Genomic DNA, 16,204 nt, shown 5'->3' on the forward strand with positions numbered 1-16,204 from the left:
CAAGATATCCAATCTAAGAATAAATTAGCAGTCATACAGTTCCGGTTATTTATGGATTGTTAGTAGATAGGGTATAAACACGATCAATGCCGCATAAAAAAATAGCAGCAATGTAAATGTGAATCCTTTTACATTGCTGCTATCAATTATACGAGTTTTATCTCCTTAGAACGAAAACTGTAAACGGGTTTGAATCATGTTGAAATTTTCTTCTCCATTTAGAGAATTCTCATCCAAGTCAACATTCGTAAAGTGGAATTTTACCAATATGTTGTGATTTACATACCAGGTACCACCAACAGTAATATCCTTTTGCTTACCTCCCATTATCAAAGCATCGCTATCGTTTAAATCGGTTTGATTGTAACGCGCCAAAAGTTCCACCGAACCTGGACCTGGTTTTGCCAAACGAGCTGATTTCATTTTGTATTTGTAGTTGCCACCTTTTACAAGCCATCCGACTTGTGTATAGAAACCTTTCGCAGAATAATCTTCGAAATTTGACTTTCGATTCACCTTAGCAGAAATATATTCTCCTTGAATTGAAATCGGACCTGTAGCTGCAATCATTTCAAATCCTAATTTACACTGGCTTTCAGCATTCGCAACTTTCGCATCAATAAATCGGCGTTTCTCAATATGTGTTGCAGCTCTTGAACGATAACGAATCGATTTTGGATTTTCTTCACCTTGATCATTAAATCCTGTTGAATTGGCAGTTCTATAAATTCCAGACATACCAATATGAAACAATCCACCATCTGTTTGAACTGGTGCAAATGCAATTCGAGAGGTTAAGCCATATCCTTCATCACCTTCAGTTTTGTTATTGGTATCGCTTCCAAACAAACCAGCTTCCCAAAATATTTTCTTACTCCAAGTAGCATAAGAGAATCCTAAATTTCTTCCCGGACGAAAAGCTTCAATTGTACTGGCAGCATGCATAAACTTGGTTGTTTTCGAACTTTCGGTTTGCTCAATTCCAAAAGGTTCCAAAAAATGTCCTGCTCTAACAAAACTGTTCTTGTTGATTTTATACATCAACCAAACATCTTTAAGCGAAACCGCTCCATCGGCAAAGCCAATATTAATTTTTGCATTCCATTTTTTCCAGAGGTCGGCTTTCATCAATAAACGAATATCTCTTACTTCCGATCCTGATCCCAAATCAGTCTTATCATCGAAATAGGCTGCGGCATCCATGTAAACGCGTCCTCCCATTCCAAATTTAAAGTTTCCATCTTCGCTAGCAAGTTGAAGAGATCCTTTATTAACACCTAAATTTAGCTTTGATGCATCCTGTGCAAATAGACTTCCTGCCATTAGTAAACAACAGAAAAAGAGTAGATAGTGTTTTTTCATTTTGAGATTTAGTAAAATGATTGTTTAATTTATCGATTAGCATTCTAAAAATAATAAATACTAATATTAGATTTAGAATAAATAATCTCAACAAGTTAAAGACTACATCGTTTTTTTGCAGCATGTAACTTTATTGAAATTGTGTCGACATATTTTCTTAATAACAGCAGCAAAACTAAGCTCTTTCTAACAAGTAACAAGACTTGGAGTTTTAAAAAATCATTAATTCAAGTTAACATTGAATTAACACAAAAAGAGGCTCCCAAAAGGGAGCCTCTTTATATCAATAAGCACAAAGCTTACTTATTTTTTAAAAATACCTAGATCTTTCAATTCTGAAGACATGATGTATTCAAGGTAAGAAGCAACTTTTGCTTTACCCATTTTAACGAATACTTCACATGATGCATGGTATTTATCATTTCTTGTAGTATCAGTCAACAACAAGTATCCCATGACAATGTAACCAGCCATTTCAACCAAACGACGAGCATGGAAATCAAGGAAATCATTGTGATCAGCAGTAGCATTAATTTCATTTACTTTTGCTACAGCTTCTTCGTACTTAGCTGTCATCGCTTTTAAAGTAGTTCTTAGGTACTCATACTGAGGGTTCAAATCAGAAGCTTCGTACTCTTTGATTTGACCTAAATATGCACCAGTAGTTACCCCACGAATAGCAGCAACAACCTGTAACTGAGTAGTTCCTTCATAGATATTGGTAATACGAGCATCACGAACCAAACGCTCAATTGGGTAATCTTTCATATAACCCGAACCAGCGTGAACTTGCAATGAATCGTAAGCAATCTCGTTACAGAATTCCGAAGCAAATAACTTCAATAATGGAGTAAATACATCAGCTAATTTCTGATATTTTTTCATATCCATTCTCTCTTCTTTATCTAAAGAACGATCCTGAGAAATGTGGAAATATGATTTGTAAACATCAACAAAACGAGATGTTTCATATAATACCGAACGAGAAGCATTCAACTTAGCCTCCATGTTAGTAAGCATTTCATAAACCGCAGGGAATTCGATAATTGCTTTACCAAACTGACGACGTTCCTTAGCGTAAGCCAAACCTTCGCGATAAGCTGCTTCAGCAATACCTACCGACTGAGCACCTACACCTAAACGTGCACCGTTCATTAATGACATTACATATTTGATCAATCCCATTTTACGAGAACCAACCAATTCAGCAGGAGCATTAGTAAATACCAACTCACAAGTTGGAGAACCAATAATACCCATTTTGTGCTCGATACGACGAACTTTAACAGCCATGTGTTTCTTGTCGTAGATGAACATAGAAAGACCACGACCATCAGTAGTTCCTTCTTCTGAACGAGCCAAAACCAATGAAACATCACCATCACCGTTGGTAATGAAACGCTTCACACCGTTCAAATACCACTGATCTTCTTCTTTGTTGTAAGTGGCTTTCAACTGTACAGCCTGAAGGTCAGAACCAGCATCTGGCTCAGTCAAATCCATTGCAGCAGTAGCACCTTTAGCAAAGCGAGGCAAGTAATTCTCTTTTTGCTCTTTAGATGCAAATTCGTGGATAGTTTCAGCACAATCCTGAAGTCCCCAGATGTTAGCAAAACCACCATCGGCACGAGATACCAATTCAGCAGCCATTACGTAAGGTACAATTGGGAAATTCAACCCATCATATTCACGTGGTAGAGACATACCAATTAAACCAGCTTTAGTTAAAGCTTCGTGGTTTTCAGCAGTACCTTTAGCGTAGATTACACGATCATTTACAACCTGTGGGCCTTCTTGGTCAACACCTTCAGCGTTTGGACCGATAATGTCACCACAAATTTCACCAACAATCTCTAAAGTACGATCGTAAGAATCCATTGCATCCTCAAAATCAAGAGGAGCGTAATCGTACTTGTCTTTATCTTCGAAGTTGCGCTCTTTAAGTGCAACAATTTTTTTCATTAAAGGATGCTCCAAGTGGAACTTCATATCCTCATTATCTCTATAGAAATTAGCCATTTCTTTTGATGTTTTTGTGTTAATAATTCAAGCTAACAGAAATACGGATTACTTCGTATTTTCTTTGTATTGCTTAATCATCTTAGGTAATACTTCTGCAATATCACCAGTAATTACGTAATCAGCGAAAGCGTTGATTGGTGCATTCTTATCGGTATTGATCGCAATTACCATTGCTGATTCTTCCATACCTGCAGTGTGCTGAATCTGACCTGAGATACCGCAAGCGATATACAACTTAGGACGTACAGTAACACCTGTTTGACCAATTTGACGCTCATGAGAAGCAAAACCAGCATCAACAGCAGCACGCGAAGCACCTACTTCACCACCAATAACTTCTGCCAATTCTGTTAACAAATTAAAGTTCGCTTTTGAACCTACACCGTAACCACCAGCTACAATAATACCAGCGTTTTTGATATTAACTTTTGACTTCTCCATGTGACGCTCAATTACTTTAATTACAAAGTCTTCTGGCTTCACATATTTTTCTACATCGATATTTTTAACTTTTCCTTTGTATGCATCAGAAACAATTTCCTTCTTCATCACACCCTCGCGAACAGTTGCCATCTGTGGGCGACAATCAGGGTTAATAATGGTTGCAACAATGTTACCACCAAATGCAGGACGAATCTGATACAACAAGTCTTTATACTCTTTCTTGTTTTTCTTGTCTTCGTGGTCACCAATTACAAGACTAGTACAGTCAGCTGTAAGACCAGAGTGAAGAGCAGAAGAAACACGAGGTCCCAAATCACGACCAATGCTTGTTGCACCCATCAAAGCGATTTGTGGTTTTTCTTCTTCGAATAATTTTACAAGGATTGAAGTGTGAGGAAGGGTTGTATAAGGATACAAGCGCTTATCATCAGCAACCCACACCTTGTCAACACCGAAAGGCATAACTTGCTTTTCCACACCTTTTAATTCATGTCCGATTACGATAGTTTCTAACTCACATTTTAAATCGTCAGCTAACTTTCTACCTTTTGTAAGAAGTTCAAGACTCACATCTGCAACCTGACCTTCTTCTATTTCGCAATATACAAATACGTTATTCACGGTATAATCTTTTTAAATTTCACTTTTTCAGTGAACAGTAAACAGTAAGCAGTAAACAGTGAAAATTATAACTGATAACTGACAACTGGTAACTGATAACTGATTTATCCAATAGTGTGGTTAGCAATTAATTCTTTCATTAACTCACCCATATCAGCATCGGTTGGCTCAAGAACCTTTGCCTCTTTAGCTTGGAAAACTACGTTTTCGATAGATTTCACTTTTGTAGGAGACCCTGTTAAACCAAGTTCTTCCGAATTCGTATCGATATCATTTACACTCCACTCGCCAATATTTAGGTATGGGCGATTGCTGTGTAATGCAATATAGTCTTCTGTTGCATTTTGCATTTCAGAAACTGCTCTTGCATGCTTGTATTTCATTACAAACTTCGCATTACGAGGACGACATTCAGGAGCAGAAGCATTAACTGTAACAACCATTGGCATTTTACCTTCAACGGTTTCGACACCACGCTCTAAACGACGTTTTACAACAACATTACCTTTTTCAGCTGATACAATATCTTCTGCATAAGTAATTTGTGGAAATCCTAGTTTTTCAGCAACTTGAGGACCTACCTGAGCAGTATCACCGTCAATTGCCTGACGACCAGCAATAATAATATCAATTTTACCCATTTTCTTAAGGGTACATGACAAAGCGTATGAAGTAGCCAATGTGTCAGAACCAGCAAATGCGCGGTCAGACAAAAGGATACCATTGTCGGCTCCGCGGTATAGACCTTCACGAATAATTTCCGCAGCTCTACCTGGTCCCATGGTTAATAGAGTAACTTCTGTGCCTTCGTACTTATCTTTTAAACGTAATGCTTGTTCCAATGCATTCAAATCTTCAGGGTTGAAGATTGCCGGCAAAGCCGCTCTGTTCACAGTTCCATCCGCTTTCATAGCATCCTTCCCAACATTTCTGGTGTCAGGAACCTGCTTCGCAAGAACAACAATTTTTAAACCTTTCATTCTATATGTGTTTTTACATCAGTTTTGACGTTAATTTATTGAGATACCCCAAAATAAAATAATCACTCCTTATTCTGTATCTAAGTAAATCAACTAATCACTAATTATTATTTCTATATTCAGGTTTGCTCTTTTTACACTTGAATTTGTAAAATTCAGAGCTTAGCAAATATAAAGATTCGAATATTTAAAACAAATCTTAATTACATTCGAAAAATGATTTATAAAAGACTTGCTAATCCTCTATTATACTACATGATCACAGCCCATTATAACACAAATATTTATTAGTGATTATTGATGAAAACCCACCTAAGATTAATTGGCAAATTCAAAATAAGCGAGTCTTTAATAAAGAAATAAATCGTTTATTAATAATAGATAAACTCTTCTAATAAATGCTCCCTTTATTAGAAGATAGCTATTTCATGTGTCTAAATTACCTTTTAGTTGTCACATGGAACTCTCAAGAAATTTTAATCATTACCCTGTGTGTAATTTTTAAGATTAAAATTTACATGTTCGTTTCATAATACCATTTATTAAAAAACGCTAATTTTGATTTCAAATTGAATTGAGCTATGATTACATTCTTAACTGCAATTGCTGCATTAGTAATTGGATACTTTATTTATGGAAAATTTATAGAACGCTTCTTTGGAGCCAATGATAAAATTAAAACTCCAGCAGTTCGACTTGAAGATGGTGTAGATTTCATTCCAATGCCAACCTGGAAAATGTTCACCATTCAGTTCTTAAATATTGCAGGCCTAGGTCCCATTTTTGGAGCAATACTAGGTGCTATGTATGGCCCTGTTGCTTACATCTGGATTGTTTTTGGCTGTATTTTTATGGGAGCGGTACATGATTATTTTTCGGGAATGTTATCCATTAGAAACGATGGTGCAAGCTTACCCGAAATTGTTGGGAAATATTTAGGAATAATCGCCAAAGTAATTCTGGCAGTCATTACATTTTCATTATTAATAATGGTTGGTGTAGCATTTGTAACTGGACCGGCAGGATTATTAAAAGATTTAACTGGTGGAGGTTTGCACTATTGGCTTTATGGGATCTTTGGATATTATTTAATCGCAACTTTACTGCCAATCAATAAAATTATAGGTAAGATTTATCCAATTTTTGGAGCTGCATTATTAATTATGGCATTTAGTATAGCGGGCATCATGCTATACAATGGTTTCAATGGCAGTTTTCACCTAAATGAGCTATCTGTTGACCAGTTAAAAAATATGCATATCAATCCTACTCAAAACATCTTGTATCCAATGATGTTTATTGTAATATCCTGTGGGGCCATTTCTGGATTTCATTCTACCCAATCACCTATGATGGCACGATGCATGCGTAAAGAAAGCTATGGTCGTCCTGTGTTTTTTGGTGCCATGATTGCTGAAGGAATTGTAGCAATTATTTGGGCTACCGCTGCAATGAACTATTTTGGAACAGCAACAGATTTAAATAATACAATTGCCTCTGGACGTAATCCGGCTTGGGTTGTAAACGAGATTTGTAACTCCTGGCTAGGGCAAGTTGGAGCAATTTTCGCCATTGTTGGTGTAATTGCCTGCCCTATTACAACAGGAGACACCGCCTTTAGAAGTGCTCGATTGATGATTGCTGATTTCTTTAAGTTAGAGCAAAAATCTTTGAAGAGTAGATTGCTCGTATCCATTCCGCTTTTTGTATTGGGATTTATACTTTCTCAGCTAAGCTTTGGTACCATCTGGAAATTCCTTGGTCTTTTTAATCAATTGTTATCCATGGTAATGCTTTGGACAGCGTCCATGTATTTGGTAGAGAAAAAGAAAAATCATTTCATCATTAGTTTACCTGCAACATTTATGACAGCCATTTGCGCTACGTTTATATTAGTTGCCCCTAATAAAAACGGAGGGTTAGCAATTGATACTAGTATAGGTTACGCAGTAGGCATTATTATCGCATTGCTAGTTTTTTCATGGTTTCTTGTTGCAGCTCATAAAAGAAGTGCAAAACATTCAGTATTAAAACTATCTGAAATATAAAAAAAGGAAGCTAAATACTTCCTTTTTTTATGCCTGCCCAGTAGGGCCAAAATTCATAGGAATCACTGGTCCTTGTGGTCCATGGTTTTCATCCACATTTTTAATTGGGCCATGCATACTCTCAAACTTGTGAATATTATCTTGCAATGCCAATAGAAGACGTTTTGCATGTTCAGGGGTCAAAATAATTCTTGATTTTACATCAGCTTTAGGTACTCCTGGCATAACTCTAACAAAGTCCACCACAAATTCAGAGCTCGAATGTGTAATTACAGCTAAATTAGAATAAGTTCCCTGTGCCACTTCTTCTGTTAATTGAATATCTATTTGTCCTGAAGGCTTCTTATCACTCATAATGTATCTATTTTTATTAATTTCTTATCTACTCTGGTAAAATTAGGAAATTAATTTTGAATGTGCTGCTAATTCTAAACAATAAAAAAGGGTGTTTCCAATGGAAACACCCTTCAATATTTAGAGTCCTATATTTAGAATTCTGATTTATTGTCAAGAAGCTTTTCGTACTCTTCTTTCGCTCCTACTACAACATCTTTGTATTCTCTTAAACCTGTACCTGCAGGAATCAAGTGACCACAAATAACGTTCTCTTTCAGACCTTCTAATTTGTCCATTTTACCGCTAATTGCAGCTTCATTCAACACTTTAGTAGTCTCCTGGAACGATGCAGCAGAAATGAAACTCTTAGTTTGAAGAGCAGCTCTTGTAATACCTTGCAAAATCTGAGTAGAAGTTGCAGCGATAGCCTCACGAGCTTCAACCAATTTCACATCACGACGTCTCAAGATAGAATTAATATCTCTAAGTTTTCTTGCTGTTACAATCTGTCCAGCTTTCAACTCATCTGAATCTCCTGCATCAACAATAACTTTCTTACCGAAAATCTCATCGTTTTCACGCATGAATTCCATCTTGTCGATTACTTGTTTCTCCAAGAACTTAGTATCTCCTGGATCAGCAATAACTACCTTACGCATCATCTGACGAACGATAATTTCAAAGTGTTTATCGTTAATCTTCACACCCTGCATACGGTATACATCCTGTACTTCGTTCACAATATATTCCTGAACTTTTGTAGGACCTTTAATCGATAGAATATCAGCTGGAGTTGTAGCACCTTCTGATAATGGAGTACCCGCTCTTACATAATCGTTCTCCTGAACAAGGATTTGTTTTGAAAGAGGTACCAAGTACTTCTTAACATCTCCTGTTTTGGTTGTAACAACAATCTCGCGGTTACCACGCTTAATTTTACCAAACGTAACCTCACCATCAATCTCAGAAACAACAGCTGGGTTAGATGGATTACGAGCCTCGAACAACTCAGTAACACGTGGAAGACCCCCGGTGATATCACCTGCCTTACCAAGAGCTCTAGGAATTTTAACAACAGACTGACCAGCAACAACCATCTCTCCTTCGTTAACGGAAATGTGAGCTCCTACTGGTAAGTTATAAGATTTTAATACCTCACCGCTTGAGTTTAAAATCTTAACACTTGGGTTCTTTGTCTTGTCCTTAGATTCTACAACTACTTTCTCAGCAAAACCAGTAGCTTCATCCGATTCTTCTTTAAAAGTAACACCTTCAATTAAGTTATCGAAAGTAACCTTACCTGAGAATTCAGTAACGATCATAGCATTGTATGGATCCCATTCACAAATCAAGTCACCTTTCTTAACATCTTGACCATCCTTGATATACAATTTAGATCCGTAAGGAATTGTATGAGTAGTCAAAGTAATGTTGGTGTTTTTATCGATAATACGTAATTCAGCCAAACGACCAATTACAACATCATGCTTATCTCCTTCTTCTGGAGTATGCTCTACAGTTCTTAATTCTTCGAATTCAGCGTAACCATCGTATTTCGATTCAACAGAGTTTTCAGCAGAAACGTTACCCGCAGTACCCCCTACGTGGAAGGTACGAAGTGTAAGCTGTGTACCCGGCTCTCCAATTGACTGAGCTGCAATAACACCAACTGCTTCACCTTTCTGAACAGCCTTACCTGTTGCAAGGTTACGTCCGTAACATTTAGCACAAACCCCTTGTTTAGACTCACAAGTAAGTACTGAACGAATCTCAACACGTTCAATCGGAGAGTTTTCAATTGTTTGAGCAATCTCTTCTGTAATCTCAACCCCTGACTTCACGATTAATTCACCTGAAATTGGATGATATACATCGTGTACAGTAGTTCTACCAAGAATTCTTTCACTTAGAGATGCAACAACTTCCTCCTGATTCTTAATCGCTGTAGCAGTTAAACCTCTTAACGTTCCACAGTCTCTCTCATTAATGATAACATCCTGAGCAACATCAACCAAACGACGAGTAAGATAACCCGCATCCGCAGTTTTCAATGCCGTATCCGCAAGACCTTTACGCGCACCGTGAGTAGAAATAAAGTACTCAAGTACAGAAAGACCTTCCTTAAAGTTCGAAAGAATCGGATTTTCAATAATCTGACCACCGGTAGCACCTGATTTTTGAGGCTTAGCCATCAAACCACGCATACCACCCAACTGACGAATCTGCTCCCTAGAACCACGAGCTCCAGAATCAAGCATCATGTAAACCGAGTTAAAACCTTGATTGTCGGCAATTAACTGGTTCATCAATGTTTGCGTCAAATTAGCGTTAACATGCGTCCAAATATCAATAATCTGGTTATACCTTTCATTATTGGTAATGAAACCCATGTTATAATTATTCAACACTTCCTCAACCTGAGCATAACCTTCAGCTACAAGATCTTCTTTCTCTGCCGGAACAATAACGTCTGACAAGTTAAACGAAAGACCACCTTCGAATGCCTTACGGTATCCTAAGGACTTGATATCATCCAAGAATTTCGCACAGGCATCAACCCCACATTTCTTGAATACATATCCAATAATATCACGAAGTGCTTTTTTAGTAATCAACTGATTAATAAATCCAGCTCCTTCAGGAGTAAATTGATTCAAAATGATACGACCAATAGTAGTCTCAACAATAGTATCTACCAATTCATCATTTTCATTTAAATCTTTAACTTTCACTTTAATTACAGAGTGAAGATCTACAGCTTTCTCATTGAAAGCAATCATAGCCTCTTCTGCAGAATAGAAAGTTAATCCTTCCCCTTTGCTTCCTTTTCTAGGTTTGGTAATGTAGTAAAGACCCAATACCATATCCTGAGAAGGAACTGTAACTGGTGCACCATTAGCAGGGTTCAAAATATTGTGAGAACACAACATTAACATTTGAGCCTCTAATACTGCTTCGTTACCAAGTGGCAAGTGAACCGCCATCTGGTCACCATCAAAGTCGGCGTTAAACCCAGTACAAGCAAGTGGATGTAGACGAATTGCTTTACCCTCAATTAGCTTAGGTTGGAATGCCTGAATACCCAAACGGTGAAGAGTAGGAGCACGGTTAAGAAGAACCGGATGTCCTTTCAGTACATTTTCCAAGATATCCCAAACTACAGGATCTTTTCTATCTACAATTTTCTTAGCTGATTTTACAGTTTTTACAATACCTCTCTCAATCAGTTTACGGATTACGAAAGGCTTGTACAATTCCGCTGCCATGTCTTTTGGAAGACCACATTCATGCATTTGCAAGTCTGGTCCTACAACAATTACCGAACGAGCTGAATAGTCAACACGCTTACCCAACAAGTTTTGACGGAAACGACCTTGCTTACCTTTCAATGAGTCTGAAAGAGATTTTAAAGGACGGTTATTTTCTGTCTTAACCGCATTAGATTTACGTGAGTTATCGAATAATGAATCAACCGCTTCCTGAAGCATACGTTTCTCGTTACGTAAGATTACTTCCGGAGCTTTGATTTCAATTAATCTTTTCAGACGATTGTTACGAATAATTACTCTTCGGTACAAATCGTTCAAGTCTGAAGTTGCAAAACGTCCACCATCCAATGGTACCAATGGACGAAGTTCTGGTGGAATCACAGGAACAACTTTAACAATCATCCATTCCGGATTGTTTACTCCTTGTGACTCACGGAAAGCTTCAACTACCTGCAAACGCTTCAATGCTTCATTTTTACGTTGCTGAGAAGTTTCTGTATTTGCTTTGTGACGTAAATCGTATGATAATGAATCAAGATCTAAACGACCTAACAAGCTATACAAAGCTTCCGCTCCCATTTGAGCAATAAACTTATTTGGATCATCATCATCCAAAAATTGATTTTCCATTGGAAGTTCGTCAAGAATATCCAAGTATTCTTCTTCCGTTAGAAAATCTAAATATTTAATACCATCAGCTGATTTAACACCTGGATTAATTACCACGTATCTTTCGTAATAAATAATTGTGTCAAGCTTTTTGGTAGGTAATCCTAAAAGATAACCAATTTTGTTTGGTAATGATTTGAAGTACCAGATGTGCGCAACAGGAACAACCAACTGAATGTGTCCCATTCTTTCGCGTCTAACCTTTTTTTCTGTTACTTCAACACCACAACGGTCACAAACAATACCACGATAACGGATACGCTTGTACTTACCACAATGACACTCATAATCTTTAACGGGACCGAAAATTCTTTCACAGAATAATCCATCGCGTTCCGGCTTATAAGTACGATAATTGATGGTTTCAGGCTTTAAAACCTCTCCACTTGATCTTTCAAGAATTTCTTCTGGAGAAGCAAGACTGATAGAGATTTTTGTAAAATTGCTCTTTACTTGTTTATCTCTTCTGAATGCCATATGTTGAAAATTAGGAAATTAACAATATTATTCTATAAAAGTGAATGATCGAAAATTCGAACATTCACTTTATAATATAAGGCTTAAATTAACTTTACGCTCAAGCCAAGACCTCTTAATTCGTGTAGTAACACGTTTAGAGATTCCGGAATACCCGGATTTGGCATTGGATCACCTTTAACGATAGATTCGTAAGCTTTAGCACGACCTACAACGTCATCCGACTTAACGGTTAGGATTTCCTGAAGAATATGAGCAGCACCAAATGCCTCAAGTGCCCAAACCTCCATCTCTCCAAAACGCTGACCACCAAACTGAGCCTTACCACCAAGTGGTTGCTGAGTAATAAGTGAGTATGGTCCAATAGAACGTGCGTGCATCTTATCATCAACCATGTGACCAAGTTTCAGCATATAGATCACACCTACCGTTGCAGGCTGGTCGAAACGCTCACCTGTTCCACCATCGTGAAGATATGCTTTACCGAATGCAGGAACACCTGCTTTATCAGTATAACTTGTAATTTCATCCAATGACGCACCATCAAAAATTGGAGTAGCAAATTTCAATCCTAACTCCATACCTGCCCAACCTAGTACAGTTTCAAATACCTGTCCCAAGTTCATACGTGAAGGTACACCCAGTGGGTTCAAACAGATATCAACAGTAGTTCCATCTTCAAGGAATGGCATATCCTCGTCTCTTACAACACGAGAAACAATACCTTTATTACCGTGACGACCTGCCATTTTATCACCAATCTGAAGCTTACGTTTCTTAGCTACATATACTTTCGCCATTTGAATAATACCTGCTGGCATTTCATCACCAATGGTTACATTGTATTTTTTACGCTTATTGATACTTTCAAGCTCTTTGAACTTGATAATATAATTGTGTAAAAGCTTTTTGATTGTTTCGTTCTTATCCTTATCAGTTGTCCACTTGTTAGGATTAATTTCCAAGAAATTAATATCAGCTAACAATTTCTGAGTGAACTTAACACCTTTAGGAATAACATCTACACTTAAATAATCTTTAACTCCTTGCGAAGTTTTACCATTTACAAGAGTGAATAGTTTTTCAACCAATCTAGCTTGTAAGGCGGTGATTTGTGATGCCAATTCTTCATCCAATTTTTGGATTAATGGCTTATCTGATTGTTTCGATTTACGATCGCGAACAGAACGAGAGAATAATTTCTTATCGATAATCACACCACGTAATGATGGAGAAGCTTTCAACGAAGCATCTTTAACATCACCCGCTTTATCACCGAAGATCGCTCTCAATAACTTCTCTTCTGGTGATGGATCTGATTCTCCTTTAGGAGTAATCTTACCAATTAAGATATCACCTGGTTCAACATTCGCACCAATACGAATCAAACCATTTTCATCAAGATTACGAGTTGCTTCTTCACTAACGTTAGGGATATCAGAAGTTAATTCCTCCATACCACGTTTCGTGTCACGAACTTCAAGAGTGTATTCATCAACGTGAACTGATGTAAATACATCATCCTTAACGATACGTTCTGAAATTACAATCGCATCCTCGTAGTTGTAACCTTTCCAAGGCATAAATGCCACTTTCAAGTTACGTCCAAGAGCCAACTCACCATCTTGAGTTGCATAACCATGAGTAAGAATTTGTCCTTCTTCAACCTTTTGTCCTTTTGTAACAATTGGTTTCAGGTCAATCGTAGTACCCTGGTTGGTTTTTCCATATTTTGGAATATTATAAGTCTTGGTATCTCCTTCGAAACTAACAAATGCTTCTTCCTCAGTTTGATCGTATTTGATAACAATTTTATTTGCATCAACAAACTCAACAACACCAGTACCTTCAGCACTAATCTGAGTTCTTGAATCACGAACAAGATCTCCTTCCAAACCAGTACCAACAATAGGTGATTCAGGTTTGATTACAGGAACTGCCTGACGCATCATGTTAGATCCCATCAAAGCACGGTTCGCATCATCATGCTCCAGGAAAGGAATCAAAGATGCAGCAATAGAAGCGATCTGGTTAGGAGCTACGTCCATCAAATCAATATTCTCAATTTCCTCGAATGGGAAGTCGCCGTCTTTACGAGATTTTGCTTTAGGATTTACAAAACTACCATCATCATTTAAAGGAGCATTTGCCTGAGCAATTGTCAATCCTTCTTCCTCTTCAGCTGATAGGTATTCAACACCTGCAGAAGATAAATCAACACCACCATCAGCAACCTTACGATAAGGAGTTTCGATGAAACCTAAATTATTAATTTTAGCAAACACACAAAGAGAAGAAATCAAACCAATGTTTGGTCCCTCAGGTGTCTCAATAGGACATAAACGTCCGTAGTGAGTGTAGTGTACATCTCGAACCTCGAAACCTGCTCTTTCACGGGAAAGACCACCAGGACCTAAGGCCGACATTCTACGTTTGTGTGTAATCTCAGCCAATGGGTTGGTTTGATCCATGAACTGAGACAATGCATTCGTTCCAAAGAATGAGTTGATAACAGAAGAAAGCGTCTTCGAGTTAATCAAATCAATTGGAGTAAATACCTCATTATCTCTAACGTTCATTCTCTCACGAATGGTTCTGGCCATACGTGCCAAACCTACTCCGAACTGAGTATAAAGTTGTTCACCTACTGTACGAACACGACGGTTACTCAAGTGGTCAATATCATCCACATCAGTACGAGCATTCAACAGCTTGATTAGGTACTTGATAATTTCAATAATGTCTTCTTTGGTCAACACTTTGGTGTCACCATCAGTGTTCAAACCTAATTTCTTATTTAGGCGGTAACGACCAACATCACCTAAATCATATCTCTTATCAGAGAAGAATAACTTATCGATCACGTCGCGAGCTGTAGCCTCATCTGGTGGCTCAGAGTTACGCAACTGACGATAAATGTGAAGAACTGCTTCTTTTTCGGAGTTACAAGGGTCTTTCTGAAGCGTATTATAAATAATCGCATAATCAGCAAGGTTTTGTTCCTCTTTGTGCAATAAGATAGTTTTTGCACCCGATTCAAGAATTTCTTCTATATGTTCTGGTTCGATTATTGTCTCACGATCAATAACCACCTCATTACGCTCAATAGATACTACCTCGCCAGTATCCTCGTCTACGAAGTCTTCAATCCATGACTTAAGAACACGAGCGGCAAGTTTTCTTCCAACGATTTTTTTCAAACCGGTTTTAGAAACCTTGATTTCATCAGCAAGGTTAAAAATCTCTAGGATTTCTTTATCACTTTCGTAACCAATTGCACGAAGCAAAGTTGTTACAGGAAGCTTTTTCTTACGATCGATATATGCATACATCACATTATTGATGTCGGTAGCAAACTCGATCCAGGAACCTTTGAAAGGAATAATTCTGGCAGAATACAACTTGGTTCCATTTGCGTGTACACTTTGTCCAAAGAATACACCAGGTGAACGGTGAAGCTGAGATACAACTACACGTTCTGCTCCGTTAACTACGAATGTACCTTTTTCAGTCATGTAAGGAACAGTTCCTAGGTATACATCCTGAATTACTGTATCGAAATCCTCATGTTCAGGATCGGTACAGTAAAGTTTTAACTTAGCTTTTAGCGGTACGCTATAAGTTAAGCCTCTTTCGATACATTCTTCGATTGTGTAACGGGGCGGATCAACAAAATAGTCGAGAAACTCCAACACGAAATTATTTCTGGTATCGGTAATTGGGAAATTCTCGCTAAATACCTTAAATAATCCTTCGTTCGTTCTTTTCTCTGGAGTCGTTTCCAGTTGAAAAAAGTCTTGAAAAGATTTTAATTGTACTTCCAAAAAATCAGGGTATGAAAGCTGATTCTTGTTAGAAGCAAAACTAATTCTTTGACTAATAGTATTTGAAGACATTTACTTAAAATTAATTGAACCTAAACGATAATAAACAACAAAAAGGCTTAGAGTCCCGGTTAGGAACTCTAAACCAAATA

At 37.6% G+C, this 16,204-nt stretch carries 8 protein-coding genes; 1 reads left to right on the forward strand and 7 read right to left on the reverse strand.

Translation table 11 applies throughout. The annotated features are described in order from the left end of the window. Positions 1-165 precede the first annotated feature (165 nt). The 4 genes from BXY64_RS19200 to BXY64_RS19220 form a co-directional block, all read right to left on the reverse strand. On the reverse strand, positions 166-1,362 hold the full coding sequence (locus BXY64_RS19200; protein ID WP_120241591.1) for an OprO/OprP family phosphate-selective porin: 1,197 nt from the start codon (positions 1,360-1,362) through the stop codon (positions 166-168). Positions 1,363-1,665: 303 nt separating this feature from the next. After that, positions 1,666-3,381 (reverse strand): acyl-CoA dehydrogenase family protein, encoded by a 1,716-nt coding sequence (locus BXY64_RS19210; RefSeq protein ID WP_120241593.1) that lies wholly within the window; start codon positions 3,379-3,381, stop codon positions 1,666-1,668. A gap of 48 nt (positions 3,382-3,429) precedes the next feature. Continuing rightward, entirely contained in the window at positions 3,430-4,449 is a 1,020-nt protein-coding gene (locus tag BXY64_RS19215) for an electron transfer flavoprotein subunit alpha/FixB family protein (protein WP_120241594.1), read from the reverse strand. A gap of 104 nt (positions 4,450-4,553) precedes the next feature. After that, complete coding sequence (locus tag BXY64_RS19220) at positions 4,554-5,429, reverse strand: electron transfer flavoprotein subunit beta/FixA family protein (protein ID WP_120241595.1); 876 nt, start codon at positions 5,427-5,429, stop codon at positions 4,554-4,556. Positions 5,430-6,010: 581 nt separating this feature from the next. Here BXY64_RS19220 and BXY64_RS19225 point away from each other — a divergent pair. Beyond that, a complete protein-coding gene (locus BXY64_RS19225) occupies positions 6,011-7,477 on the forward strand; it encodes a carbon starvation CstA family protein (RefSeq protein ID WP_120241596.1) in 1,467 nt (488 codons plus the stop codon). A 27-nt stretch (positions 7,478-7,504) separates the two neighbouring features. Here the strand turns inward: BXY64_RS19225 and BXY64_RS19230 are convergent, their stop codons facing one another. The 3 genes from BXY64_RS19230 to rpoB form a co-directional block, all read right to left on the reverse strand. Next, on the reverse strand, positions 7,505-7,831 hold the full coding sequence (locus BXY64_RS19230; protein WP_120241597.1) for a DUF3467 domain-containing protein: 327 nt from the start codon (positions 7,829-7,831) through the stop codon (positions 7,505-7,507). A gap of 134 nt (positions 7,832-7,965) precedes the next feature. Beyond that, positions 7,966-12,228, reverse strand: coding sequence for a DNA-directed RNA polymerase subunit beta' (rpoC, locus tag BXY64_RS19235; RefSeq protein ID WP_120241598.1), 4,263 nt, complete (start codon positions 12,226-12,228; stop codon positions 7,966-7,968). A gap of 83 nt (positions 12,229-12,311) precedes the next feature. After that, positions 12,312-16,124: a DNA-directed RNA polymerase subunit beta gene (rpoB, locus tag BXY64_RS19240; RefSeq protein ID WP_120241599.1), complete on the reverse strand. Its 3,813-nt coding sequence runs from the start codon at positions 16,122-16,124 to the stop codon at positions 12,312-12,314. Between the last annotated feature and the right edge of the window lie 80 nt (positions 16,125-16,204).

Origin of the sequence: Marinifilum flexuosum (assembly GCF_003610555.1) — a bacterium.
In the GTDB taxonomy this organism is placed as follows: Bacteria; Bacteroidota; Bacteroidia; order Bacteroidales; family Marinifilaceae; genus Marinifilum; species Marinifilum flexuosum.

What these genes read in the sequence shown, in the direction of transcription:
- BXY64_RS19200 (WP_120241591.1), bottom strand. Translation starts at nt 1,362, where the DNA reads ATGAAAAAACACTATCTACTCTTTTTCTGTTGTTTACTAATGGCAGGA.
- rpoC (WP_120241598.1), bottom strand. Translation starts at nt 12,228, where the DNA reads ATGGCATTCAGAAGAGATAAACAAGTAAAGAGCAATTTTACAAAAATC.
- BXY64_RS19220 (WP_120241595.1), bottom strand. Translation starts at nt 5,429, where the DNA reads ATGAAAGGTTTAAAAATTGTTGTTCTTGCGAAGCAGGTTCCTGACACC.
- rpoB (WP_120241599.1), bottom strand. Translation starts at nt 16,124, where the DNA reads ATGTCTTCAAATACTATTAGTCAAAGAATTAGTTTTGCTTCTAACAAG.
- BXY64_RS19230 (WP_120241597.1), bottom strand. Translation starts at nt 7,831, where the DNA reads ATGAGTGATAAGAAGCCTTCAGGACAAATAGATATTCAATTAACAGAA.
- BXY64_RS19225 (WP_120241596.1), top strand. Translation starts at nt 6,011, where the DNA reads ATGATTACATTCTTAACTGCAATTGCTGCATTAGTAATTGGATACTTT.
- BXY64_RS19210 (WP_120241593.1), bottom strand. Translation starts at nt 3,381, where the DNA reads ATGGCTAATTTCTATAGAGATAATGAGGATATGAAGTTCCACTTGGAG.